27 protein-coding genes are annotated in these 24,654 nt (G+C 72.3%); 19 read left to right on the top strand and 8 right to left on the bottom strand.

Translation table 11 applies throughout. The annotated features are described in order from the left end of the window. Positions 1–55: 55 nt before the first annotated feature. A complete protein-coding gene (locus EDF55_RS14230) occupies positions 56–331 on the top strand; it encodes a hypothetical protein (protein WP_123655612.1) in 276 nt (91 codons plus the stop codon). A 35-nt stretch (positions 332–366) separates the two neighbouring features. Here EDF55_RS14230 and EDF55_RS14225 read toward each other — a convergent pair whose 3' ends face one another. The 4 genes from EDF55_RS14225 to EDF55_RS14210 are packed head-to-tail and all read right to left on the bottom strand — an operon-like array spanning position 367 to position 2,664. Continuing rightward, positions 367–1,128 carry an ABC transporter permease gene (locus EDF55_RS14225; RefSeq protein WP_123655611.1) on the bottom strand — a complete coding sequence of 254 codons (762 nt, stop codon included), beginning with the start codon at positions 1,126–1,128 and terminating at the stop codon, positions 367–369. After that, positions 1,128–1,937: an ABC transporter ATP-binding protein gene (locus EDF55_RS14220; RefSeq protein ID WP_123655610.1), complete on the bottom strand. Its 810-nt coding sequence runs from the start codon at positions 1,935–1,937 to the stop codon at positions 1,128–1,130. The genes EDF55_RS14225 and EDF55_RS14220 overlap by 1 nt, the downstream gene beginning before the upstream one ends. Then, positions 1,934–2,317 (bottom strand): DUF1048 domain-containing protein, encoded by a 384-nt coding sequence (locus tag EDF55_RS14215; RefSeq protein WP_123655609.1) that lies wholly within the window; start codon positions 2,315–2,317, stop codon positions 1,934–1,936. Before EDF55_RS14215 ends, EDF55_RS14220 begins: the two co-directional genes overlap by 4 nt. Before the next feature lie 2 nt (positions 2,318–2,319). After that, positions 2,320–2,664, bottom strand: a complete 345-nt coding sequence (locus EDF55_RS14210) for a PadR family transcriptional regulator (protein ID WP_123655608.1) — start codon at positions 2,662–2,664, stop codon at positions 2,320–2,322. 111 nt (positions 2,665–2,775) lie between these two features. Between EDF55_RS14210 and EDF55_RS14205 the strand changes: the two genes are divergently transcribed. From EDF55_RS14205 to EDF55_RS14185, 5 genes are all read left to right on the top strand, one after another. Further along, positions 2,776–3,687, top strand: a complete 912-nt coding sequence (locus tag EDF55_RS14205; protein WP_185017412.1) for a phosphotransferase — start codon at positions 2,776–2,778, stop codon at positions 3,685–3,687. A gap of 78 nt (positions 3,688–3,765) precedes the next feature. Then, positions 3,766–3,960: a hypothetical protein gene (locus tag EDF55_RS14200; RefSeq protein ID WP_123655606.1), complete on the top strand. Its 195-nt coding sequence runs from the start codon at positions 3,766–3,768 to the stop codon at positions 3,958–3,960. An 81-nt stretch (positions 3,961–4,041) separates the two neighbouring features. Beyond that, a complete protein-coding gene (locus EDF55_RS14195; protein WP_260233386.1) occupies positions 4,042–5,460 on the top strand; it encodes an LLM class flavin-dependent oxidoreductase in 1,419 nt (472 codons plus the stop codon). Between the two features lie 4 nt (positions 5,461–5,464). After that, positions 5,465–5,959, top strand: a complete 495-nt coding sequence (locus EDF55_RS14190) for a GNAT family N-acetyltransferase (RefSeq protein ID WP_123655605.1) — start codon at positions 5,465–5,467, stop codon at positions 5,957–5,959. Between the two features lie 382 nt (positions 5,960–6,341). Beyond that, positions 6,342–7,694 (top strand): fibronectin type III domain-containing protein, encoded by a 1,353-nt coding sequence (locus EDF55_RS14185; RefSeq protein WP_123655604.1) that lies wholly within the window; start codon positions 6,342–6,344, stop codon positions 7,692–7,694. A gap of 66 nt (positions 7,695–7,760) precedes the next feature. On the opposite strand, the gene EDF55_RS14180 is transcribed toward EDF55_RS14185, so the two are convergent. Next, positions 7,761–8,339: a TetR/AcrR family transcriptional regulator gene (locus EDF55_RS14180; protein WP_123655603.1), complete on the bottom strand. Its 579-nt coding sequence runs from the start codon at positions 8,337–8,339 to the stop codon at positions 7,761–7,763. A gap of 83 nt (positions 8,340–8,422) precedes the next feature. On the opposite strand from EDF55_RS14180, the gene EDF55_RS14175 reads away from it, so the two are divergent. From EDF55_RS14175 to EDF55_RS14135, 9 genes are all read left to right on the top strand, one after another. Continuing rightward, a complete protein-coding gene (locus EDF55_RS14175; RefSeq protein ID WP_123655602.1) occupies positions 8,423–9,304 on the top strand; it encodes an NAD-dependent epimerase/dehydratase family protein in 882 nt (293 codons plus the stop codon). Between the two features lie 147 nt (positions 9,305–9,451). After that, the gene (locus EDF55_RS14170) at positions 9,452–11,011 is read left to right on the top strand and encodes an NCS1 family nucleobase:cation symporter-1 (protein WP_123655601.1); all 1,560 of its coding nucleotides are present in this window, start codon (positions 9,452–9,454) and stop codon (positions 11,009–11,011) included. A 143-nt stretch (positions 11,012–11,154) separates the two neighbouring features. Further along, positions 11,155–11,901 carry an aspartate/glutamate racemase family protein gene (locus tag EDF55_RS14165; RefSeq protein WP_123655600.1) on the top strand — a complete coding sequence of 249 codons (747 nt, stop codon included), beginning with the start codon at positions 11,155–11,157 and terminating at the stop codon, positions 11,899–11,901. After that, positions 11,898–13,229, top strand: coding sequence for an allantoinase AllB (gene allB / locus EDF55_RS14160; RefSeq protein ID WP_123655599.1), 1,332 nt, complete (start codon positions 11,898–11,900; stop codon positions 13,227–13,229). Before EDF55_RS14165 ends, allB begins: the two co-directional genes overlap by 4 nt. Further along, entirely contained in the window at positions 13,222–14,265 is a 1,044-nt protein-coding gene (locus EDF55_RS14155) for an acetamidase/formamidase family protein (RefSeq protein ID WP_123655598.1), read from the top strand. The genes allB and EDF55_RS14155 overlap by 8 nt, the downstream gene beginning before the upstream one ends. Next, complete coding sequence (locus EDF55_RS14150) at positions 14,262–15,773, top strand: AtzH-like domain-containing protein (protein WP_243698249.1); 1,512 nt, start codon at positions 14,262–14,264, stop codon at positions 15,771–15,773. The genes EDF55_RS14155 and EDF55_RS14150 overlap by 4 nt, the downstream gene beginning before the upstream one ends. 40 nt (positions 15,774–15,813) lie before the next feature. Continuing rightward, positions 15,814–17,094, top strand: coding sequence for an alanine--glyoxylate aminotransferase family protein (locus EDF55_RS14145; RefSeq protein ID WP_123655597.1), 1,281 nt, complete (start codon positions 15,814–15,816; stop codon positions 17,092–17,094). Further along, a complete protein-coding gene (locus EDF55_RS14140; RefSeq protein ID WP_123655596.1) occupies positions 17,091–18,368 on the top strand; it encodes an allantoate amidohydrolase in 1,278 nt (425 codons plus the stop codon). The genes EDF55_RS14145 and EDF55_RS14140 overlap by 4 nt, the downstream gene beginning before the upstream one ends. Further along, positions 18,365–19,198 (top strand): MurR/RpiR family transcriptional regulator, encoded by an 834-nt coding sequence (locus EDF55_RS14135; protein ID WP_123655595.1) that lies wholly within the window; start codon positions 18,365–18,367, stop codon positions 19,196–19,198. The genes EDF55_RS14140 and EDF55_RS14135 overlap by 4 nt, the downstream gene beginning before the upstream one ends. A 365-nt stretch (positions 19,199–19,563) precedes the next feature. Here EDF55_RS14135 and EDF55_RS14130 read toward each other — a convergent pair whose 3' ends face one another. Further along, complete coding sequence (locus EDF55_RS14130; RefSeq protein WP_123655594.1) at positions 19,564–20,028, bottom strand: SRPBCC family protein; 465 nt, start codon at positions 20,026–20,028, stop codon at positions 19,564–19,566. A 35-nt stretch (positions 20,029–20,063) separates the two neighbouring features. Between EDF55_RS14130 and EDF55_RS14125 the strand changes: the two genes are divergently transcribed. Continuing rightward, positions 20,064–21,092, top strand: a complete 1,029-nt coding sequence (locus EDF55_RS14125) for a dipeptidase (protein WP_123655593.1) — start codon at positions 20,064–20,066, stop codon at positions 21,090–21,092. Between the two features lie 222 nt (positions 21,093–21,314). Here EDF55_RS14125 and EDF55_RS14120 read toward each other — a convergent pair whose 3' ends face one another. After that, positions 21,315–21,836: a DUF899 family protein gene (locus tag EDF55_RS14120; protein WP_221180762.1), complete on the bottom strand. Its 522-nt coding sequence runs from the start codon at positions 21,834–21,836 to the stop codon at positions 21,315–21,317. Positions 21,837–22,125: 289 nt separating this feature from the next. Between EDF55_RS14120 and cysK the strand changes: the two genes are divergently transcribed. Both cysK and epsC read left to right on the top strand, forming a co-directional pair. Continuing rightward, entirely contained in the window at positions 22,126–23,064 is a 939-nt protein-coding gene (gene cysK / locus EDF55_RS14115) for a cysteine synthase A (protein WP_123655592.1), read from the top strand. Next, positions 23,061–23,642, top strand: a complete 582-nt coding sequence (epsC, locus tag EDF55_RS14110; protein WP_243698248.1) for a serine O-acetyltransferase EpsC — start codon at positions 23,061–23,063, stop codon at positions 23,640–23,642. The genes cysK and epsC overlap by 4 nt, the downstream gene beginning before the upstream one ends. A 162-nt stretch (positions 23,643–23,804) precedes the next feature. Here the strand turns inward: epsC and EDF55_RS14105 are convergent, their stop codons facing one another. Then, positions 23,805–24,104, bottom strand: coding sequence for an excalibur calcium-binding domain-containing protein (locus tag EDF55_RS14105; RefSeq protein WP_123655591.1), 300 nt, complete (start codon positions 24,102–24,104; stop codon positions 23,805–23,807). 114 nt (positions 24,105–24,218) lie between these two features. Here EDF55_RS14105 and EDF55_RS14100 point away from each other — a divergent pair, with 114 nt between their 5' ends. Continuing rightward, positions 24,219–24,602: an MmcQ/YjbR family DNA-binding protein gene (locus EDF55_RS14100; RefSeq protein WP_123655590.1), complete on the top strand. Its 384-nt coding sequence runs from the start codon at positions 24,219–24,221 to the stop codon at positions 24,600–24,602. Positions 24,603–24,654: the final 52 nt, after the last annotated feature.

Below are 24,654 nucleotides of genomic sequence, written 5' to 3'. Positions count from 1 at the left end.
CCGAGGCCGGCATCGCGGGCCATCAGCCGACCCGCGTCTCCGGTTGGATGGGGTCATGCATCAGCCGGGGGAGACCACACAGGATCGACGCCGACGGCGCACCGTCATCGTCCTGACGGTGGTCGCGGTCGTCCTCTGGGTCGTCGCCGTCGCGCTTGCGACGCTCGTCCTCGTGCTCATCGCGCGTCTGCCGGGCTCGGACCCGGACCGGACGGCGCGGGGGCTGGTCATCGCGGCCGGTGCCTTCACGACGTTCGCGCTCCCGGCCGTCGGGGCGACGATCGGGGCCGTCAGCGCCCGCCTGGCCCGAGCGCGAGACACCGACATGTGAGGGTCCGGGCAACGACGGACCCGGGATCTCGAGGATCAGCCGACCCGGCGACGCTGGACCAGGAGCGCGGCGCCGAGTGCGACGAGCAGGATGCCGGCGCACCAGGCGAGTGCGATCCAGAGGTCCGCTTGCGGGGACTGCCCGGCGAACAGGGCCCGGATCGAGTCCACGATGGACGTCACCGGTTGGTGCTCCGCGAACCAGCGGACCGGACCCGGCATCGTGTCCGTCGGGACGAAGGCCGAGCTGATGAACGGCAGGAAGATCAACGGGTACGAGAACGCGCTCGCCCCGTCGACCGACCTCGCCGACAGGCCCGCCACGACCGCGATCCAGGTGAGTGCGAGCGTGAAGAGCACCAGGATGCCGAGCACCCCGAGCCACGCGCCGATGCCGGCGCTGCTCCGGAAGCCCATGAGCAGGGCGACCCCGACCACCACGGTCACCGAGACCAGATTGGCGACGAGCGAGGTCAGGACGTGCGCCCAGAGCGACGCCGCGCGGACGATCGGCATGGACCGGAAGCGCTCGTCGATGCCCGACTGCAGGTCGAGGAACAGCCGGTACGAGGTGTACGCGACGCCGGACGCGACCGTGATGAGCAGGATCCCGGGCAGCAGGTAGTCGACGTACGAGGTGCTGCCCGTGTCGATCGCGCCGCCGAAGACGTACACGAACAGGAGCAGGAAGGCGATGGGCATCACGGCGGTCGTGATGATCGTGTCCGGGCTCCGCCAGACGTGCTTGAGGGAGCGGCCGGTCAGGACGGCGGTGTCGTGGATCGGGTGGGTGGACATCAGGCGACCTCCTCCTGGTGCGGCGCGGTGGTGGCTTCTTCGTGTGGCGCAGCCGTGGCTGGGCCGTGACCGATGACGGCGAGGAAGACGTCCTCGAGCGTCGGACGCTTCTCGACGTACTCGACCCGCGCGGGCGGGAGCAGGCGTCGCAGCTCGGCGAGGGTGCCGTCGGCGATGATCCGTCCCTCGTGCAGGATCGCGATGCGGTCCGCGAGGTGCTCGGCCTCGTCGAGGTACTGCGTGGTGAGCAGGACCGTCGTGCCGCTCGCTGCGAGTGCGCGGACGGCATCCCAGACCTCGAGCCGGGCCTCGGGATCGAGTCCGGTGGTCGGCTCGTCGAGGAACACCACCTGCGGATCGCCGATGAGGCTCATCGCGATGTCGAGTCGACGGCGCATGCCGCCCGAGTAGGTCCCCGCCCGACGCGAACCGGCCTCGGTCAACGAGAACCGTCCCAGGAGCTCGTCGGCGATGCGGCCGGCGTGCGGGAGGTGCCGGAGCCGGGCGACGAGGACGAGGTTCTCGCGGCCCGTGAGCACCTCGTCCACGGCCGCGAACTGTCCGGTGAGGCTGATCGCCTCGCGGACTGCGCCCGGTTCGGTAGCGACGTCGTGCCCAGCGACTGTGGCCGTGCCACCCGTGGCCGCGGCGAGGGTCGCGAGGATGCGGATCGCGGTGGTCTTGCCCGCACCGTTCGAGCCGAGCAGGGCTGAGACGGTGCCGGCCTCGACGTCGAGGTCGACGCCGCGGAGGACGTGCAGGTCGCCGAAGGACTTCGTGAGGCCCCGGACCCGGATGGCGTTGGTCACGACGGTTCACCTCCTCGATGAGCGTCCGCCTGGTCTGCCTCGTCGATCGCGGCGATCAGACGCTGCTGCTCCTTGCTCAGCCACGAGCCGAGCCCGTAGTTCGCCTTGAAGTCCTCGGCGAAGGCGATCGGGTCGTCGCCGACGACGGTGCGGACGCTCGTGCCGTCCGCGGCGCTCTGTTCGAACAGGTCCGCGAGGTCGTCGAGCATGCGCATGAGCTGGTCGCCGTCGCTCGGGCCCGTGTACATGAGGTACCGCTCGATGCCGTCGACGGCGGTGCGGTGGCTCGCCGGCAGGGTCGCCGTCCGGGCCTTGTACGCCCGCCAGCGCTTCTTGTCGCCGATGAGCTTGGTCGTGATGTCCGAGATCGAGATGGCCATGGTCAGTCCTGTCCGTTCGTGCTGGTCGCGTTGTGCAGGTGCTCGAGGCGGTCGGCGAGGAAGGTCCACGCCGACCAGAAGTCGTCGAGCTGTTCCCGGCCGCGGGCGTTCAGGGTGAACACCTTCCGCAGCGGCCCCTTCTCGGAGGGGACCTTCTCGACGTCGACGAGGCCGCGCTGCTCGATGCGGACGAGCAGGGCGTAGACGGTGCCCTCGGCGATGTCGGTGAAGCCCTGCTCCCGGAGCGAGGCGGTGATCTCGTACCCGTGGGCCGGACGGCCGACGAGCACGGCGAGGACGATCCCCTCGAGGATGCCCTTGAGCATCTCCGTCTCCTGCTTGGCCATGCGTACCTCCTGGTCGAAGTGGTACTCAGCGTTGCTGACTACCGGTAGATAGTAACACTGAGTACCGCTTGCGCAAGAGCCGGTGTCCGAGCCGGGGGCCATGATGGAGCCGTGCCGCACGAGGGGATCGACCAGGAATGGTTGCGGGTCGTCGTGCAGGGTGTCGGCGGAACCGTCGACCGCATCGTGCCGTTGCGCGGCGGCGCGGTGAACCACACGTACCTGGTTGAACGCGTCGACGCCGACCCCGTGGTCCTCCGGTTCCCGGTCGATCCGCTCCGCGAGGACGAGTACCCCGTCGAGTCGTGGGCCGCGGCAGAGGCGGTTCGCATCGGCATCCCGGTCGCGATGCCGCTCGCGCACGGTGTCGAACGCGGGGTGCCGTTCGCCATGTCCGAGTACGTGACGCCGGACGCGCGGGCGATCGACCACCCCTGGACGTGGCTCGGCACCTACGCCCGCGCGGTCGCCGGGATCTCGCTCCGCGATGCGCCGCCGTCCCTCTACTCGCGGTTCGGCGCCGACGTGCCGCGTGCCTGGTCGGCACACCTCGACTACAACATCCGCGCCCTCGGGGACGACGACCGGCTCCTCCGCGACGGCGCGTACACGGAGCCCGCGCGCCTGCGCGATCGCCTCGGCTCGTTGCAGGACGATGCGCACGACTTCGGACTCGCGCACGGCGACCTCGCGCCGCGCAACCTCCTCTCCCGAGGTCCCGACCTGCCACCCGTGCTCATCGACTGGGGCGCCGCCGAGACCGGACCGTCACCCTGGACCGACGCCCGACGGGTCTTCGAATGGGCGTGCGTCGACGGGTCGATCACCCTCCAGGAACATGCCGAGTTCGCTGCCGCTGCGGGGCTGGCGTCGGCCGCCGATCACCGGCGCCTCGCCACGATGACGGAACTGCACCTGCTGGACGTGACCCGTTGGGCGCTCGACAAGCGGCCGGACCTGTACGACGAGTACCGGGATCGCTGCCGAACGGGCCTCGAGCGGATCCGGCAGGTCGTCGGGTAGCCGACCGGAACGCGCCTCAGCCGGAGCGGTCAGGGCAGCACGTAGTCTGTGCACCGTCAACTGCTGCTCGGAGGCGAAGTGTCCGGACCTGATCGCGATCGCCCGTTCGGTGACGACGGGTTCACGAACCCGAAGCGGCACGGGTGGGCGACCACTGTGCTCATCGCTGTCGTCCGGGCGATCACCGGCGTCGGCGCAGGGACCGACGGTCGCCAGTGGCCGCGACAGCTCCCGCTCGACCAGTCCGACGAGAACCGGGACTACCGGCCGTAGCAGTGCGGACGTCGGGATCCGTCTCGTCACGGTTCGTCACCTTGCGTGACCCGCGGAGCAACCATCCGTAGCGTCGCGACCGTGACGGACTCGACGAACCCGACCCCGACGACCCCGCGGCAGATCCGCTTCAACGCGTTCGACATGAACTGCGTGGCGCACCAGTCCTCGGGCCTGTGGCGGCACCCGAGGGACCGCTCCCGCAACTACCGCGACCTGACGTACTGGACCGACCTCGCGAAGACGCTCGAGGGCGGGGCGTTCGACGGCATCTTCATCGCGGACGTCCTCGGCACGTACGACGTGTACGGGGACTCGAACGAAGCCGCCCTGCGCACGGGGTCGCAGGTCCCGGTGAACGACCCGATCCTGCTCGTGTCGGCGATGGCGTCGGTGACGGAGCACCTCGGGTTCGGGATCACGGCGGGCACGGCCTACGAGCACCCGTACCCGTTCGCGCGGCGGGTGTCCACGCTCGACCACCTCACGAAGGGCCGCGTCGGCTGGAACGTGGTGACTGGGTACCTGCCGAGCGCGGCGCGGAACATGGGGCAGACGGACCAGCTGAGCCACGACGACCGGTACGACGTCGCCGACGAGTACCTCGAGGTCCTCTACAAGCTGTGGGAGGGCTCGTGGGAGGACGACGCCGTCGTGCTCGACAAGGAGAACGGCGTCTTCACGGACCCGGCGAAGGTGCACCCGATCGAGCACCACGGCAAGCACTTCGACGTGCCGGGGATCCACCTCTCCGAACCGTCGGTGCAGCGCACGCCGGTGATCTACCAGGCGGGGGCGTCGCCGCGGGGGATCGCGTTCGCGGCGGAGAACGCGGAGGCGATCTTCGTCGGTGCGCCGACCCTGCCGCAGCTCGCTTCGACGGTGACGAAGATCCGCGATGCACTCGAGGCGGCTGGGCGGGACCGGTACGCGGCGAAGATCTACACGCTGCTCACGATCATCACGGACGCGACGGACGAGCTGGCGCAGGCGAAGTACGAGGACTACCTCTCCTACGCGTCGGAGCTCGGCGCGCTCGTGCTCAACTCCGGGTGGATGGGCGTCGACCTGTCGCAGTGGGACCTCGACGAGCCGCTCGGGGACGTCGAGTCGAACGCGATCCAGTCGGCGGCGGCGAACATCTCGGCAGCGACGGGGGAGGACGGGAGCGCCTGGACGATCCGGGACCTCGCGCGGCACACGGCGATCGGCGGGCTCGGGCCGGTCGCGGTGGGTGGGGGAGCGACGATCGCCTCACAGCTGCAGGAGATCCAGGAGCAGACGGACGTGGACGGGTTCAACCTGGCGTACGCCGTGACGCCGGGCACGTGGGAGGACGTCATCGAGTTCGTGGTCCCGGAGCTCCGCGCCCGGGGCGTGTACCCGGAGGCGTACGAGGCGGGGTCGCTCCGGCACAAGCTGCACGGACGCGGGGACCGGCTGCCCGCGGAGCACCGCGGGGCCGGGTACCGGATCGGCAGCGACGCGGTCGTAGGCTGATCGGGTGATCGAGTCGTCCGTGGTCGTGCGTACCGCCGCCCCGGACGAGGTCCCCGCGTGCATCGACCTGTGGGCTGCCGCGGTCGCTGCGCGTGACGAGATCCCGGAGCACCCGGCGACGCGGGCCCGGGCGCAGGAGAAGTTCGCCGCGCCCCGGGTGGCGTGCCTGGTGGCCGCGGGGCCGGACGGTGTCGTGGACGGGTTCGCGCTCGTCACGGCGCCGGGGACCGGGCGGCCGACGGACCCCGTCGATGCTGCGTACCTGTCGCTGCTCGCCGTACGTCCGGGGCTCGAGGCGCGCGGGGTCGGTCGTGCCCTGCTCACGGGTGCCCAGGACGCAGCACGAGCGGAGGGGCACCCCGCCGTCGCACTGCACGTCCTGGCGGACAACGACCGCGCGGTGCGGCTGTACGAGGCCGGCGGGTTCGTCCCCACCGGCGAGGAGTTCCCCCACGTGATCACGGGCGTGGCGACGCGGACGTACGTCGCGCGGCCCTGACCCGGACCGCCTGCCGGGCCGGCGGGCGCGTTGCGGGCGTGCGCCGAGCCTCCAGGCCGGGTGCAGCGTGTGCCGATGCGCCTCGGCGACCACGCGCGATCCTTCCCACACCGCCCGTGATGGAAAGTGGAATCGCGCGTAGGGGGTCGGAACTTCCGACCCCCTACGCGCGAAACGACTCCCTACGCGCGAAACGACTCCCTATGCGCGAAACGACTCCCTATGCGCGAAACGACCGAGCGCGGGACGACCCCGGCCACCCCGGATCGTGCGGTTGCGCGATGCCGCACGTTCCGGACAACGCGTTCCGGCGGGACACCACCCGGTGTCAGCATGTGCGCAGCCCCGGCACAGGGAGCCGAGGCACGAGAAGGGGTCCGACATGTACAGAGCCGCACTGACCGCTGTCGCAGCGGTCGCGCTCATCGTGGGAGGAGCACTGCCCGCGCAGGCCGCACCAGCGGCCGCGACGCCCGGCGCTCCGACCGCCGTCAAGGTCACGGGCGTCGGCGGCGATGCCGACGTCAGCTGGAGCGCACCGCGCACCGGCCCGAAGATCACCGGCTGGCGCGTGACGATCTCGCCGGCCGAGAACCAGCCCACCCACGGTGTCGACAAGCTCAAGGCGTCGGCGCGGACGGACCACTTCGGCGCCCTCACGGCTCGGACGACGTACTCGTTCGCGGTGCGCGCGGTCGGTGCGAAGGGCCTCGGCCCGGCGGTCACGGTGAAGCACACCGCGACCGGCGCCACGACCGACCCGACCGTGCAGTCCCTCTTCGCACTGAACGCGGCCGGTGCCGTGGTGCGCTTCCCGGTGAGCGGCACGGGCGCCCCGACGACGATCGCGGCGAAGGGCGCCGGCTTCACCGCTGACGACCGGGGTGACGTGTTCGTGCCGTCTGCGGACCTCACGTCCATCGTGATGTACCCGGCGGGCGGCGGCGCGGCGAAGACCGTCGCGACGGGCCTGCACCTGACCGCTGACCTCCGCTCGGACGTCCCCGGGAACCTCTACTGGGTCGACTCGGTGTCCGGCTCGATCGTGAAGCTGCCCGTCACTGGTGGTGCTCCGAAGACGCTGCTCGGGTTCGGCGCCCCGAGTGCCTCGATCCAGCGCGCCTGGGGCGTCGGACGGGACGGAACCGTCGCGACCCAGGCCGGCAACGGCGACTCGCTCGTCGTGAACACGGCGTCCCCGTCCGGGACGACGACCGCCCGCACACTCACCTACGCGGGCGGCAACGACACGCTCGGCTACGCGACGGCGGTCGTCGTCGACGGCCACGGGAACCTGTACCTCAACGAGCGCTCGCCCGGCGGTGCCGGCTACTGGGGCTGGTACCTCCTGAAGCCCGGTGCGACGGTGCAGCAGCACATCGGCACGCACATCGCCTTCGAGTACGCCGCGACGAACTCCGGGACGTTCTCGCTCCTGCAGTCCGCCGAGTGGTGCACGAGCCCGGCGGAGTACGGCACCCCCGGCGGCTGCGCGATCGACCGGAGCATCCCGAACATGCTCGTCCTCGGCTCGACCGGGTCCTCGAAGACCGTGCCGGTCTCCGGGATCACGGCGGGTTCCCGTGGTGCGAACATCGGTGCGGCGACCGAGTCCGGTGACGTGTACATCGACATCGACCAGGCCCCGACTGCCGGGCTCTGGCGGGTGCCCGCGGCCGGTGGCCCTGCGCAGCAGGTGTCGGCAGCGCAGTTCACGCGCCTGCTGGTGATGTGATCGTCACCACGTGACGGACGGGAGGCCCGGTGCCAGCTGGCACCGGGCCTCCCGTCCGTCACGGGGTCAGCCCAGGGCCGCGGTGGCGGCGCGCAGCTCGGCGAGCGCCGCGAGCGTGTGCCGTGCGAGCCCGTCGTCGTCGTTCCGCGCGGTGCCCGACCACCGGTCGAAGCCCTGCTTGAAGGCCAGGACGCCGATCTCGCTGGCGAGTCGTGCGGGGGCCTCGGCGACACCGCGGGCGACGAGTGCCGAAGTCATGGCTGCGGCCATCCCGACGCTCTTCAGGGCGTCACGTTCCTGCAGCTCGGCGCTGGCGGCCACGGCGGCCTTCAGGCGTGGTCCGAGTTCCCGGTTCATCGGGCCCATCTCGCCGGAGGCGCGGTCGAGCCCGGCGGCGACGGCGTCGAGCGGGCTGCTGCCAGCGGGTGCGTCGGCGATGCCCTCGGCGAGGAGGCGGCTGAGGGTCTCCTGGCCGGCGACGAGGAGTTCGCGCTTGTCGGGGAAGTGCCGGAAGAAGGTGCTCTTGGTGACCCCGGCGCGTTCGGCGATCTGGGTGACCGTCGTCTCGTCGTAGCCCTGTTCGGAGAACAGGTCGACGGCGGCCAGGACGAGCCGCTCACGTGCACCGGGTTCCCATCGCGCCATGGGCCCATCCTAAGCGATAGGACAAGAGTGCCATTACTGGCGTATGGTGATGGCACAACAGTCCCATCACTTGAGGAGTCCCCATGCACGTCTTCGTCACCGGCGGCACCGGCACCATCGGCACGGCGGTCGTCGCCGAGCTCATCACGGCGGGCCACAGCGTCTCGGCGCTCGCCCGCTCCGACCGCGCGGCAGCGGCGCTCGCCGCGGCCGGCGCGACGCCCGTCCCCGGCGCGATCACGGACCTCGACGTGCTGCGGGCCGGCGCCCGCCACGCCGACGGTGTCGTCAGCCTGGCGTTCTCGAACGACTTCAGCTCCCCGGAGGCCCTGACCCGCGCCATCGAGGAGGAGTCCGCGGCGATGGCCGCGCTCGGCGGGGAACTCGTCGGCACCGACCGTCCGTTCGTCGTCGTGTCGGGCACGCCCTGGATCACCGGACGTCGATCGGTCGAGACGGACCCACTGCCGCTGGAGGGCCCGGTGGCCGGGCGTGCCCGTTCCGTCGGCGCCGCGCTCGCACTGGCCGCTCGCGGCGTCCGGACGTCGGCGATCCGGCTGCCGCGGACCGTGCACGCCGACGGTGCCGGTGGCTTCGCGGGGCTCCTCACCGAGACCGCCAGGCAGAGCGGGGTCGCGGGGTACCCGGGCGACGGCGAGCAGCGGTGGCCGGCGGTGCACGCCCGCGACGCCGCGGTCCTGTTCCGGCTCGCGCTCGAGGGCGCGCCGGCGGGGACGGCCTGGCACGCCGTGGCGGACGAGGGGGACCGCGTCCGGGACATCGCCGCGGTGATCGGACGGCGCCTCGGCCTGCCGGTCGAGCGCGTCGCGGACGAGACGTTCGGCGCGTTCGCCCCGATCTTCGCCACCGACCAGCCGTCGTCGAGCGAGATCACGCGCCGGACGCTCGGATGGGAGCCGGTGCACCCGAGCCTGCTGGCGGACCTGGAGCACGTGCAGCCCTGACTCGCTGGCCCGCCCTGGAACGAGCGTTTCAGGGTGGGTGGCGTGACACACGGTCGTTACAAGGGGGAAACGGCCGGGGCGAACGGGGTCCGTAGCTTTCTCGACAAGCAAGCACCGCCCCGCTTCCCACTCCCATCGGAGGACGCCATGGCTACAGAGATCGCGACACCCGTCGCAGCGCCCCACGCCCCCGTCACGCCGGACGCCCCCGCGGGCGCCGGCGTCATCAAGCCCGGGTACGACCCGGCCCTCACCAACGAGGACCTCGCCCCGCTCCGCAAGCAGTCCTGGACGAGCTACAACATCTTCGCGTTCTGGATGTCCGACGTGCACTCGGTCGGTGGGTACGTGACCGCCGGGTCGCTCTTCGCCCTCGGCATCGCGAGCTGGCAGGTGCTCATCGCCCTGGTGGTCGGCATCCTCATCGTGCAGGTGTTCGCGAACCTCGTCGCGAAGCCGTCGCAGCGCACCGGGGTCCCGTACCCGGTGATCAACCGGGCGGTGTTCGGCGTCCTCGGCGCGAACGTCCCCGCGATCATCCGCGGCCTCATCGCGATGGCCTGGTACGGCGTGCAGACGTTCCTCGCCGCGCAGTCGCTCAACATCATCTTCCTCAAGTTCATCCCCGCCTCGGCCGGGCTGCTGGACCACTCGTTCCTCGGGTTGTCCGCACTCGGGTGGATCTCCTACGCGATCCTGTGGGTGGCGCAGGCCGCCCTCTTCTCGATGGGGATGGAGGCGATCAAGAAGTTCATCGACTGGGCCGGTCCCGCCGTCTACGTCGTGATGATCGCGCTGGCGATCTACCTGGTGAGCAAGGCCGGCATCGGGAACATCTCGTTCAACCTCTCCGCCGGCAAGCCCCTGTCGTTCGGCGCGAGCATCCCGGTGATGCTGTCCGCGGTCGCCATCGTGGTCAGCTACTTCTCCGGCCCGATGCTGAACTTCGGTGACTTCTCGCGCTACGGCAAGTCGTTCCAGGCGGTCAAGCGCGGCAACATGTGGGGTCTGCCGGTCAACTTCCTGTTCTTCTCGATCCTCACCGTCCTCTGCGCGAGCGCCACGGTGCCGGTCTTCGGCAAGCTCATCACCGACCCGATCCAGACGGTGCAGGCGATCGACGCACCGTTCGCGATCCTGCTCGGCGGCCTGACCTTCGTCACGGCGACCGTCGGCATCAACATCGTCGCGAACTTCATCAGCCCAGCGTTCGACTTCTCCAACGTCGCCCCGCGGAAGATCAGCTGGCGGATGGGCGGCATGATCGCCGCCGTCGGTTCCGTGCTCCTCACCCCCTGGAACTGGTACGGCAACGACCAGGCGATCCTCTACACGCTCGGCATCCTCGGTGCGCTGATCGGACCGCTGTTCGGGATCCTCATCGCCGGCTACTACCTGGTCGCGAAGCAGCGCGTCGCGGTCGACGACATGTACACGAAGAACACCGGCGCCCGGTACTGGTACCGCCGTGGGTTCAACCCGAACGCGGTGTGGACGCTGGTCGGGACCGGGCTGGTCTCCGTGGCGAGTGCGGTGCTGCCGCCGGCCCTCGGCATCCTGCCCGGCCTCAGCAACTACAGCTGGTTCATCGGCTGCGGCCTCGGACTCCTGGTGTTCTGGGGCCTCGAGCGGGTCCGCCCGAGCATGCCGGTCCTCGACGCCGACGACCCGACCGTCGACGACGGCGCCGCCATCGGTCGCGCCTGAGCGCCGACGCCGCGACCCGTCCTCCACCGACGGGTCGCGGCGTCCGTCCGTCCACAGTCCGGGCACTCCGACCTGGAGGCTCGGCTCGGCCCCGCAACGATGGTCACGACCAGCTGTTCCACCGCTCCACCGGAAGGACCCCGATGCGCATCCGCGTCGTCAACCCCAACACCACCGCCTCGATGACCCGGTCGATCGGCGCCGCCGCATCGGCGGTCGCCGGCGTCGGCACCGTGGTCGAAGCGGTGAACCCGACGATGGGGCCCGCCTCGATCGAGAGCCACTACGAAGAAGCCCTGGCGGTCCCGGGGCTCCTCGAGCAGATCGCCCTGGGGGAGCAGGACGGCGTGGACGCCTACGTCGTCGCGTGCTTCGGCGATCCGGGGCTCGACGCCGTTCGGGAACTCGCGAGCGGCCCGGTCATCGGGATCGCGGAAGCCGGGTTCCACGCTGCGGCGATGCTCGGTCGCCGGTTCGGGGTCGTCACCACGCTCGCCCGCACGACGGGCCGGGCGCACGAGCTCGCCGAGCGCTACGGCTTCGCCCCGCTCGTCACCGAGATCCGTGCGTGCGAGGTCCCCGTGCTCGAACTCGACGACCCGGCGTCCGGCGCGCGCGACCTCGTCACCGCGGAGTGCCGTGCCGTCATCGCCGGCGGCGCCGACGCCGTGGTGCTCGGGTGCGCGGGGATGGCGGACTTCTGTGCCGAGGTCTCGCGGGCGATCGGCGCTCCGGTCGTCGACGGGGTCGCCGCCGCGACGGTGCTCGCGGAGTCCCTGGTGCGGCTGGGACTCACGACGGGCAAGCGCGGCGAGTACGCGGCCCCGCCGTCCAAGGCGATGTCCGGGTTGCTGGCCCCGTTCGAGCGCGCCGCGCGGGTGGACGCATGACCGTCTTCCGCGCCGAGCGCGCGTGGATCGACGGGGCGTTCCGGCCGGCCACCGTCGTGGTGCGGGACGGGCGGGTCGCTGAGATCTTGCCGCTCGACGCGACCGTCCCCGACCCGGACGTACAGGTCGTCCCGGACGGCCACGTGCTGCTCCCCGGGCTCGTCGACACGCACGTGCACGTCAACGAGCCGGGTCGCACCGAGTGGGAGGGCTTCGCCTCCGCCACCCGCGCCGCAGCACTCGGCGGCGTGACCACGATCATCGACATGCCGCTCAACTCGATCCCCGCGACGACGACGCCCGGGGCGCTGGCCGTCAAGCAGGCCAGCGCCGAGGGACGGGTCGCGGTCGACGTCGGCTTCTGGGGCGGTGCGGTCCCCGAGGTCCTCGGGTCGCTCGACGCCCTGCACGACCGCGGCGTCTTCGGGTTCAAGTGCTTCACCGCACCGTCCGGCGTCGACGAGTTCCCGCACCTCGACGCCGCGCAGCTGCAGGGCGCGATCGAAGAGGTCGCCGCGATCGACGCGCTCCTCATCGTGCACGCCGAGGACCCGGAGCACCTCATCGACCACGACGAGCTCGGCGCTCACTACGCGGACTTCCTGGCGACCCGGCCGGCCCGCGCCGAGCGGTCGGCGATCGCGCAGGTCATCGACGGAGCGCGGGCGACCGGCGCGCGCGTGCACGTCCTGCACCTCTCGGACGCGGGCGCCCTGGGGATGATCCGCGCCGCGAAGGACGACGGCGTGCGGATCACGGTCGAGACCTGCCCGCACTACCTCGCGTTCGACGCCGCCACGATCCCGGACGGCGCCACCGAGTTCAAGTGCTGCCCGCCCATCCGTGACGACGCCAACCGCGACGCGCTCTGGCAGGGCCTGCTCGACGGCACGATCGACATGGTCGTCTCGGACCACTCCCCGTCCACCGCCGACCTCAAGGTCGACGACTGGGGGCTCGCATGGGGCGGGATCGCCGGGCTCCAGGTCGGCTTCCGCGCCGTCTGGACCGAAGCGTCACGACGCAGCATCCCGCTCGAGCGCGTCCTGCCCTGGTTCACGACCGGCCCGGCGTCGCTCGCCGGCTTCACCGACCGCGGCCGGATCGCCCCCGGAGCCCTCGCCCACCTCGCCGTGTTCGACCCCGCCGCCACCGCGGTCATCGAGGCGGCCGGGCTCGCGCACCGGAACGCGGTCTCCGCGTTCGCCGGGCTGGATGCACTGGGGCGCGTCACCGAGACCTGGTTGCGCGGGGAGCGGATCACGACCACCACCGACGGCGTCACGTCCGTCTCGGTGATCGCCGGAGCGCTGGTGCCACGTGGGTGAGTTCCTGGGGTCCACGCCCGACGACGTGCTGTGGGGACGGCTGCCGTCCCGGACGGACGCGCCGGTGCTGTCCGTCGCGCCGGGGACCGTCGTGACGATCGACACCGTCTCGCACGAGGGCATCCTCGCCGACCAGGGATCGGACCCGGTCGGGTACTTCGGCCGGCACGGTGTCGCCGCCGCGGAGGTGCTCACCGACGCCGTCGACATCGCGCGGACGCTCACCCGTGACCCCGCCGACGGCCCACACGTGGTGTCCCGGCCGATCGCGGTCACGGGTGCGGAGCCCGGGGACGTGGTCTCGGTCACGATCCTCCGGGCCGAGCCGCGGGTGCCGTACGGGGTCATCTCGAACCGGCACGGTCGTGGCGCCCTGCCCGGCGAGCTGCCCCGTGCCGAGGAACCGGTGTCCGTGTTCGCCGACGTCGTCTCGCGTGACGGGGTCGACCACGGCCGGCTCCCCGTCGTCGAGGGCGGACCCCGGACGATCACGTTCCCGCTCGCCCCCTTCCCAGGGATCGTCGGGGTCACACCCGACTCCGACGTGCGGGCGCACTCGGTGCCGCCGGGGCCGCACGGCGGGAACGTCGACATCGCCCTGCTCACCGCCGGCGCCACGCTGCACCTGCCCGTGTTCGTCCCGGGCGCCGGCGTGTACGTCGGCGACCCGCACTTCGCGCAGGGCGACGGAGAGGTGGCACTCACGGCCATGGAAGCCTCGCTCCGCCTGACCCTGCGCCTGGACCTCGTTCCCAGAACCGAAGCGCTCCGACGATTCGGCGCGCTCGTCGGCCCGATCGCGGAGACGACCGAGTACCTCGTCCCGACCGGCATGCACGAGGACCTCGACGAAGCAGTCCGCCGCTGCGTGCGTGCCGCGATCGCACTGCTCCGGGCGCGGTGGGGTGTCGACGAGCACATCGCGTACGCGTACCTCAGCGCGGCGACCGACTTCCGGATCTCGCAGGTCGTCGACCTGGTGTGCGGTGCCCACGCCACCGTGCGCAAGCGCGACTTCGCGGCGGTCGGCGCATGATGCTGACCGGCGTGTGGCCGGACGGCCTCGAGCCGGCGTTCACCGCCTACGAGGACGCCCTGATGGCGGACGACACCGCAGCGCTCGACGCGCTGTTCGCGCCCGGCCCGGAGACGCTCCGCGGCGACGACACCGGACTCCTCCGCGGGCACGACCGGATCAGCGCGTTCCGGGGTGGTCGGGGCGGCGTCGCGCGGCGGGTGATCACGGCCGTGGACGTCCACCAGCTCGCCCCGGACGCCGCGCTCGTCGTGGGGGAGTCCGAGTTCGTCGGCGGCGGTCGTGGCCTGCAGACCCAGCTCTGGTGCCGGACCGAGGGGCGCTGGCGGATCCGCACGGCCCACGTCACCGGTCGGCCGAAGGCGTTCGACCGGTCGATCTGGCGGGTCGTCGGGGACCCCCTCGTGCACGGAGCCGCCGACGGTCCCCTCGCCGGGGTCCGGGTGGCCGTCAAGGACCTGTTCGCCGTCGCCGGGCACGTCGTCGGCGCGGGCAACCCGACCTGGGAGCGCTCGGCACCGGTGTCGACCCGGTCGGCATCGGCGGTGCAGGTGCTCCTCGACGCCGGCGCGGTCGTCACCGGGATCGCCCGCACCGACGAGTTCGCGTACGCGCTCGCCGGCCGGAACGCCCACTTCGGGTCGCCGCCGAACGGGGCCGACCCGATGCGGATCGGGGGCGGATCGACCTCGGGTTCGGCGTCTGCCGTCGCGCTGGGGGAGGCGGACCTCGGTCTCGGCACGGACACCGCCGGGAGCCTCCGCGTGCCGGCGTCGTACCAAGGGCTGTGGGGGCTCCGGACGACGCACGACGCCGTCCCGCGCGACGGGGTGCTGCCGCTCGCGCAGTCGTTCGACACGGTCGGGTGGATCGCCCGCTCGTCATCGGTGCTCGCCGCTGCCGCCGCGATCTCGCTGCCGGGGCGCTGCACCGCGGTCGACGACGAGGAACTCCTGGTCAGCGACGCCCTGCTCGCCGCCGTCGAACCCGACACCCGCGCGGCGTTCGACGCCTGGCTGCAGCGCCACGGACGGGCCGTGCGGCGCATCGAGCTGCCGGCGCTCGACGACCTCGCGGAGACGCTCCGGGTCGTGCAGGCAGCAGAAGCCTGGCGGAACGACGGACCCTGGATCGCCGAGCATCCCGGGGCCCTCGGCGACGACGTGGCAGCGCGCTTCGCCACGGCCGCCACGATCACGGCGGCGGCCGAGGGTGCGGCGCGCGTGCGGCTCGAGGAGCTGCGCACCCTGGTGCGGGACGCGATCGGCGGTGGCGTGTTGTGCCTCCCGTCCGTTCCGGGACCGGCCCCGCTGCGGACCGCATCCGGGGACGCCGTCCTGCGCACGCGCGCCGCCACCCTGCGGATGACGGCCGTGGCCGGCGTCGGCGGCCTGCCCGCCGTGAGTGCGCCGCTCCTCACCGTCGACGGCGCTCCCGTCGGGGTCTGCCTCGTCGGCCCGGCCGGCTCGGACCGGGCGATCGTCGAGCTCGCCGAAACACTGCTGTAACGATCGTTCCAGTAGTCTCGATCACGGAACGGAGAGACCAATGCACCCGGTGAACCCACCCGCCCGGCTCCTCATGGGCCCCGGCCCGATCAACGCCGACCCCCGCGTGCTGCGCGCGCTCTCGACGCCGCTCGTCGGACAGTACGACCCCTGGATGACCGGGGCGATGACCGAGACGCAGGCGCTGTACCGGCAGGTGTTCGGCACCGAGAACGACGCGACCGTGCTCGTCGACGGCACCTCCCGCGCCGGCATCGAAGCGGCGCTCGTGTCGCTCCTCGCACCGGGGGACCGCGTGCTCGTCCCGGTGTTCGGCCGGTTCGGGCACCTGCTCGCCGAGATCGCCGGACGTGCCGGAGCCGACGTGCACACCATCGAGACGGCCTGGGGGCAGGTGTTCCCGACCTCCGTGATCGAAGACGCGATCGTCCGGGTCCGGCCGAAGCTGCTCGCGATCGTGCAGGGCGACACCTCGACCACGATGAACCAGCCGCTCGACGAGCTCGGGGCGATCTGCGAACGGCACGGCGTGCTGTTCTACACGGATGCTACGGCGACGATCGGCGGCAACCCGCTCGAGACCGACGCGTGGGGGATCGACGCGGTGAGCGCCGGGCTGCAGAAGTGCCTCGGCGGCCCGTCCGGGAGCGCGCCGTTGACCCTGTCCCCGCGGGCCGTCTCGGTGCTCGACGGCCGACGCAGCGTCGAGGCCGGTATCCGCGAACCCGGGGACGACGTGTCCGAGCACCCGATCCGCTCGAACTACCTCGACCTCGCGATGATCCTGGACTACTGGGGACCGCGGCGGTTGAACCACCACACCGAGGCGGCCTCGATGCTCTACGCCGCGAACGAGTGCGCCCGCATCCTGCTCGACGAAGGGCGTGACGCCGTGATCGCGCGGCACGAACTCGCCGGTCGGGCGATGCTGTCCGGGGTGCAGGCCCTCGGGCTCCAGGTCTTCGGCGACGTCGCGCACAAGATGCACAACGTCGTCGCCGTCACGATCCCGTCCGCCGTCTCCGGGGACGCCGTCCGCGGGTCCCTGCTCGAAGACCACGGCATCGAGATCGGCACGTCGTTCGGACCGCTGCACGGCAAGGTCTGGCGCATCGGGACCATGGGCTACAACGCCCGCAAGGACGCCGTCGTGACGACGCTCGCCGCGCTCGAGCAGGCGCTGCGGCGCGGCGGGTTCGCGGTGCCGCAGGGCGGTGGCGTGGACGCGGCACTCGACGTCTACGCCGGCGCTGCCCCCGCTTCTGCTGCGTCTGCCCCTGCCCCTGCTGCGGCTGCCGCCGCTCCGCTGGTGCGCTCGTGAGTGCCGCGACGCTCGCCGCCTCGGCACTCGCCCGGCAGCAGGCCGCGACGATCGTGGGCTGGTGCGACGACCTCGCCGCCGTGTCCGCGACGCCGGGACACCTCACCCGCGTCTACCTCTCGCCGGAGCACGCCCGCGTGAACACGATCGTCGCGCGGTGGATGCAGGACGCCGGGCTGACCACGTGGCAGGACGACGCCGGGAACCTGCACGGCAGCGTCCCCGGAGCCACCCCGGACGCGCCGGTGCTGCTCATCGGGTCGCACCTCGACACCGTCGTGGACGCCGGCCGGTACGACGGGATCGTCGGCGTGCTCATGGGCATCGCCACCGTGGCCCGGCTCGCCGCCACGGGTCCGCTGCCGTTCGGCATCCAGGTGATCGCGTTCTCCGACGAAGAAGGGACCCGGTTCGGCAAGGCGCTCCTCGGGTCCTCCGCGGTCGCGGGGGTCTGGGACGACTCCTGGTGGGACCTCACCGACGACGACGGCGTCACCCTCCGTCAGGCCTTCACCGACTTCGGGCTCGACCCCGCACGCGTCGCCGACGCCGCGGTCGACCCGTCCCGGCTCGTCGGGTACCTCGAAGCGCACATCGAGCAAGGCCCGTACCTCGAAGCGGCCGGGCAGGCTCTCGGCGTCGTGACGAGCATCGCGAGCGCGCGGCGTTTCACGGTCGAAGCCGTCGGCGAAGCCCGGCACGCCGGCGGCACCCCGTACGAACGACGGCACGACGCGCTCCTCGCCGCGGCCGAAGCGGCACTCGCCGTCGAGCGGATCTGCCGGGCGTCGCAGCACGTCGGCACCGTCGGCACGATGACGGTCGAGCCCGGCGCCGTGAACGTCGTCCCCGGCCTCGCACGGTTCTCCGTGGACCTCCGCGGTGAGTTCGACGACGGACGCGACCGGGTGTGGGACGAGATCACGAAGGCGTTCGTGCTGATCGGCGAACGCCGGGGTGTCAGCGTCGAACCGACCGAGGTGCACCGTGCCCCGGCGGTGTTCTGCGCCCCACGCCTGATGGACGCCGTCCGCGCGGGGATCGTCGCCACGGGGGAGCAGCAGCCCCTCGAACTGTTCTCCCGCGCCGGCCACGACGCGATGTCGCTCGGGCTCGTCACCGACGTCGCGATGCTGTTCCTCCGGAACCCGGACGGCATCAGCCACCACCCGGACGAGTTCGTCTCCGAGGACGACATCGCCCTCGGGCTCGACGCGCTCGCGGCCGCCGTCCTGCACCTCGCTGCGGCCCCCTCGTCCGGAGCGGCGTCGTGACCGCCGTGCAGCCCGACGTCCGCGGGCGCATCGACTCCGTGTGGGAGCAGCTCTCGCCCGCCGAGCGGCGCGTGGCCGCGATGGTCCGGCACGACCCGGAACTCCTGCTCGTCGGCACCTCGGCGCAGCTCGCGGCCGAGTCGGGCACCTCGAAGGCCACGGTCTCGCGGCTCGTCCGTTCCCTCGGGTTCCAGGATGCCGCCGAGGTCCGTCAGGAACTCATGTCCGCCCGGGGCACCGGGCTGCCGTGGGCTGCGGAGGACGCTGCCCACGTCGACCAGCGGGCCGTGGAGTCGCGGAACCTCGATGCCGCGTTCGCCTCGCTCGCGCGTGCCGAGCGGCCCCGGCTCGCGCGCCGCATCATGCGGGCGCGGCGGGTGCTCGTCTTCGGGGAGCGCGGTGCGCACCCGATCGCCCTGCAGCTCCGGGCGCAACTCGCGCAGGTCCGGCCGGACGTCCGGGTGGGACCCGCGCCGGGACAGCGCCTCGGGGAAGAAGTGGCGGACCTCGACCGCCGCGACCTCGTCGTCGTCGTGACCGTGCGGCGGCACGCGGCCGGGATCGACCGGCTGGTGCGGCACTGCGTGGCATCCGGCGCGGACGTCGTCGTGATCGGTGACCCGACCGCTGCGGTGATCGCGGCCCCGGCGGCGACCACGATCCTCTGCCCGGTGGACTCGCCGTCCGCGTTCGACTCGCTGGCGGCGCTGTTCGCGGTCGTCGCGGCGATCGCGAACGACGTGTACGAGGCGTCGGGGCCCGCCGGGCGTGCCCGGGTCGACGCGGTCGCGGCGGCGTACGACTCCCTCGGCGAGCTCGCCGCCCCCTGAGCGCGCGGCTGCTGCGCGGTGCGCGAGCACTTCGCCCAACCAAGAACACTCCGCACCACGCAATCGCGTGGTGCGGAGTGTTCTTGGTTGTGCGCCGGCGATCGGAACCGGCGGGCGCGCTGGGCCCGCGCCGCCCTGGCCTGCCCGGCGGGCCGCCGGCCCGGCGGGCCGCCGGCCCGGCGGGCCGCCGGCCCGGCGGGCCGCCGGCCCGGCAGGCCCGCGCCGGGACACTCACCACGCGCGTTCCTTCCCACACCGCGTGCGATGGGAAGTCGAATCGCGCGTAGGGGGTCGGAACTTCGGACCGCCTACGCGCGATTCGACCACCTACGCGCGAATCGACCACCTACGCGCGATTCGACTTCCTACGCGGCACCCGGCCGACGCAGCTCCGCCGCCAGCACCCGGTTCCGCGCCGCGAGCACGCGGGGCATGTACCACGCGAGCACGAGCACCTCGGCCAAACGCCCGAGCGGGCCGAGCGGCGCGCGGAACGTGACGTCGTCGACCATCCGTGTGCCGGGACCCGACGGCTCGAACCGGTGTTCGTGGTGGAAGTGGGCGAACGGACCACGGACCTGTTCGTCGACGAAGCGGGCCGGAGCCTCCAGCGCGGTGATCTTGCTCGTCAACCGCCAGACCACCCCGAGGTGCCGCGCGCGGAACGTGACCGTCTCGCCGAGGCCGATGGGTCCCGACACGGTGCCGGCGACGGCACGCTCCCCGGTCGCGGCGAGCGACCGCTCGTGCGCACCGATGTCGAGTGACAGCGCGAAGGCCTCCGCCGGGGGCACGTCGAGGTGGGTCACGAGGCGGAACGACACGGTCACGGGGCCATTGTGCCCGGACCGGTAGCGTCGGTGGCATGACGTTTCCCTTCCCGGTGATCGACGGCCACAACGACCTGCCCTGGGAGCGCCGCGAGTCGCACGGCTCCGGGGTCGAGGGCGTGGACACCGAGGACGGCTCGCTGCACACCGACATCCCGAAGCTCCGCGCCGGGGGCGTCGTGGGGCAGTTCTGGTCGGTGTTCGTCCCCGCGGACGAGCCCGACCCGGTCCGGACGACCCTGCAGCAGATCGACGTCGCACACCGGCTGATCGAGCGGTACCCGGACGACCTCGCGCTCGCCCGCACCGCCCCCGAGGTCCGTGCGGCGATCGCGAGCGGCCGCATCGCGTCGCTGCTCGGCGCCGAGGGCGGGCACTCGATCGGCGACGACCTCGCGGTGCTCCGCGACCTCGCCCGGCTCGGGGTCCGCTACATGACCCTGACGCACAACGACGACACCCCGTGGGCGGACTCCGCGACCGGCGCACGGGCCCACGGCGGCCTGACGGACCGGGGGCGTGCAGTCGTCGCCGAGATGGAGCGGATCGGCATGCTCGTCGACCTGTCCCACACCGCGCCCGCGACCATGCGGGACACGCTCGACGTCGCCACGCAGCCCGTCGTGTTCAGCCACTCCTCGACCATCGCGGTCAACGACCACCCGAGGAACGTGCCGGACGACGTGCTCGGGCGCCTCGCGGAGAACGGCGGCGTCGTGATGATCACGTTCGTGCCGAAGTTCGTCTCCCGCGCGTGGGCGGACTGGGAGGAAGCGGGTTCGGTGGGTGAGGGCCCACTCGTCACGGTGTCCGACGTCGCCGACCACGTCGAACACGCGCGGGAGGTCGCCGGCGCGGAGCACATCGGCCTCGGCGGGGACTACGACGGCACGCCGGTGCTGCCGCCGGACGTCCGGGACGTGTCGCGGTACCCGGTGCTCGCCGCGGAACTGGAGCGCCGGGGGTGGGGCGCGTCGGACCTCGAGGCGCTGGCGGGCGGGAACGTCCTCCGCGTGCTCGAGGCCACCGACGAGCGGTTCGGCCGGACCGCACTGGTGCGGTAGCAAGCAGCCCGGGCAGCCGAGCGCCGGGCAGCCGAGCGCGGGCAGCCGAGCGCGGCTCAGCCGAGCGGGCGCGCCGAACCCGGCTCAGCCGTACGTGGGGAACTGCGGCCAGCCCGCCGGGCTGTCCTCCCACTCCTGCTGCCGCCCGTACACCGTGCGGTCCATGATGTGCGCGACCGGACTGATCGCCTCGGTGCCGCGGGCGGTCGTCGAGTACGTCAGTTAGGGGACGCCGTCGCGGAGCAGGTAGTACGAGTACCCGGGCACCGGGCCCTCGGGCTGCGTCCACCCCCAGTCGTCGTGGTAGCTCGTCCCGCCGGAGGACACCCAGGTGTGCGGCCAGCCGTGCGAGGCCTTCCACGCGTCGAGCTTCTCGATCGGGGCCTGCGCGATCATCGCGAACGCGATCCCCTCCTCCTCGAGCCGCCCCATGTCCGCGGGCAGGTTGTCGACGCCCCACGTGCACGCCGGGCAGGCCTCGTCCCACGACGGGGCGTACATGACGTTCTGCACGAGCAGCATGTACCGGTCGCCGAACAGCTCGGTCAGCCGGACGGGGCCGTTCGGTCCGGTGAACGCGTAGTCGTCGACCCGGACCATCGGCAGGCGGCGTCGCCCCGCCGAGACGCGGTCGCCGTGACGGGTGAGTTCCTTCTCGTCGCGGACCTGCGCGGCGAGTGCGTCGTCGAACGCGGCTCGGTCGACCACGGGTGGTGCGGCCTCGGGTTGCTCGGGTGCGTACATGGCGACCTCCTCGTCGTTGCGGCGCAACCTACTCGCAACCCACGACGGCGGACGTCGTCCACGAAGGAGACAGCGTCGAAAGCGACAGCGAGCGGCAAGATGCGGCGCGCGATCGTGTCCGCGCTGTCGCTTTCTCCGCTGGCTGGTATCAGCGGCCTGGAGGCCCGGCCCGCGTCGCCGACGCGGGGCACGTCATGGACAGGGCCGGGTCGGTTCCGGTGGCTAGGATCGGGCGCACACCGCGCCTCCAGACAGGGTCGCGGACGTGACCCGAGTGAGGACGGAACCGATGACCGGCACCATCTACGACAACATCTCGCAGGCGTTCGGCAACACCCCGCTGGTGCGGCTGAACCGGCTGCCAGCCGACGGCGGCGCAGAGGTGCTCGCGAAGCTCGAGTTCTACAACCCGGGTGCGAGTGTGAAGGACCGGCTCGGCGTCGCGATCATCGACGCGGCAGAGGAGTCCGGCGAGCTGGAGCCCGGCGGCACCATCGTCGAGGGCTCGTCCGGCAACACGGGCATCGCACTCGCCCTCGTCGGTGCTGCCCGCGGGTACAAGGTCGTCATCACGATGCCCGAGACCATGAGCGTCGAGCGCCGCGCCGTGATGCGCGCCTACGGGGCGGAGATCGTCCTGACGCCCGGCGCCGAGGGCATGAAGGGCGCCGTGTCGAAGGCGGCGTCCATCGTCGACGAGACGCCCGGCGCGATCCTCGCCCACCAGTTCGAGACCGCTGCGAACGCCGCGATCCACCGGAAGACGACGGCGCAGGAGATCCTCCGCGACACCGAGGGTCACGTCGACGTGTTCGTCGCGGGCGTCGGCACGGGTGGCACGATCACGGGCGTCGGCCAGGTCCTGAAGGAGCGTGTGCCCGGCGTGCAGATCGTCGCGGTGGAGCCGAAGGACTCGCCCCTGCTCACCGAGGGCAAGGCCGGCCCGCACAAGATCGCCGGCATCGGTGCGAACTTCATCCCGGAGGTGCTCGACCAGTCGGTGATCGACGAGGTCTTCGACGTCGAACTGGACGACGCCCTGCGCGTGGCCCGGGCGCTCGCGACGGACGAGGGCATCCTCGCGGGGATCTCCTCCGGCGCGATCATCCACGCGGCGCTCGAGATCGCCGCGCGGCCCGAGAACGCCGGCAAGCGCGTCGTCGCGATCGTGTGCGACACCGGTGAGCGCTACCTGTCCACCGTGCTGTTCGAGGGACTCACTGCGTGACCCGTCGCCGACGAGGCGTGCTGCGGACCGTCCGGGAGGACCTCGCTGCAGCGCGCCGTGGAGACCCCGCTGCCCGCGGAGACCTCGAGAACGCCGTCGTCTACTCCGGGCTGCACGCCATCTGGGCGTACCGGATCGCGCACCGGCTCTGGATCGCACGTGACCTGCCCGGGTCCCGGTTCGCCGCCCGGGTCGTGGCGCAGACCGCGCGGGCGCTGACCGGCATCGAGATCCACCCGGGCGCCCGCATCGGCCGGCGGTTCTTCATCGACCACGGCATGGGGGTCGTCATCGGCGAGACCGCCGTGGTCGGCGACGACGTGCTGGTGTTCCACGGGGTGACCCTCGGCGGGCGCGGCGGTGCCCACGGGCCGGGCGCGAAGCGGCACCCGACGGTGGGGGACCGCGTGGTGCTCGGCGCAGGATCGTCGCTCATCGGTGCGATCACCGTCGGGGACGACTCGGTCGTCGGGGCGAACACGGTCGTCACGAAGGACGTCCCGGCGGGGTCGGTCGTGACCGGCGTCGCCGGGACGGCGCGGCCGCGGTCCGGCGGCGAGGGCGTGCCGACGCTCTGACGCGGGGCGCGGGGCGCGCGGCGCGCGGCGCGGGCGCGGGTGGCGCGTCTCCGGGCGCGCGGAACGCCGCCGTCCGCTCGAGACGCCGCGGAAAGTGGCGGCGTCTCGGCAGATCAGCGGCGTCTCGGTAGAACGGCGGCGGCGCGGGACGCGCGGCGCGCGTCAGCTCTTCTCGCAGGCGATCCCGTCGGCGTCCGCGTCGAGCTTCTTGTTCGCCTTGTAGAGCGCGTCGTCCTTCTTCACGGTGCCCTTGAACGCACGGTGGGTGACCTTGCCGCCGGAGCGGACGGTGTTGTCCTTCGTGGCCTTCTTCGCGATCCCGCCGGAGTACACCTTGTGCACGGCGTCGCAGTTCTTGTACGTGGTCGTCGCGGCCTCGGCGGAGACCGCGGTGCCGACCGAGACGGTGGTGGCGAGGACGATCGCGGTCGCCGCGATGCCGATGGTCCGGATGATGCGCATGGTTCCCCCACGGGTGGTCACTGCCGCGTCGGGTACGCGGCAGAGCCGATCGTAACGATTCCTCGGTTCCGGGTGCCCTCCCCAGTCCAGGGGAGCCTGCGGCATGCTGGGGACATGGACGGCGAGGCACTGCACGAGGTCGCGGCCCGCACGGCGCTCGCGCTGCCGGCGACCGAAGCGACAGCGCCGTTCGGGGAGGGCGCCCTCGTCTACAAGGTCGTCGGGAAGATGTTCGTGATGACCTCGGAGCTCCGCGGGGTGCCGATCGTGAACCTCAAGTGCGCGCCACCCCACGGCGCGGCGCTGGTGCGTGACCACGAGGAGATCACGCCGGGGTGGCACATGAACAAGCGGCACTGGATCACGCTGTCACCGGGTGCGGGGATCGACGAGACCCTCGTGGAGGACCTCGTCGCGAACGCGTACGAGCTCGTGGTCGCCGGGCTGCCCCGGGCGAAGCGGCCGATCGACCCGCAGCGGCGACGCGACGAAAGCTGACGCGACGAAAGCTGACGCGACGAGCGCTGACGCGGGCCGGAACTCCTGGCAG

It is taken from the genome of Curtobacterium sp. ZW137, from assembly GCF_003762905.1.
GTDB lineage: Bacteria > Actinomycetota > Actinomycetes > Actinomycetales > Microbacteriaceae > Curtobacterium.
Note: the sequence above shows the minus strand (reverse complement) of the source record. Positions and strands in the feature narration are given on the sequence as shown.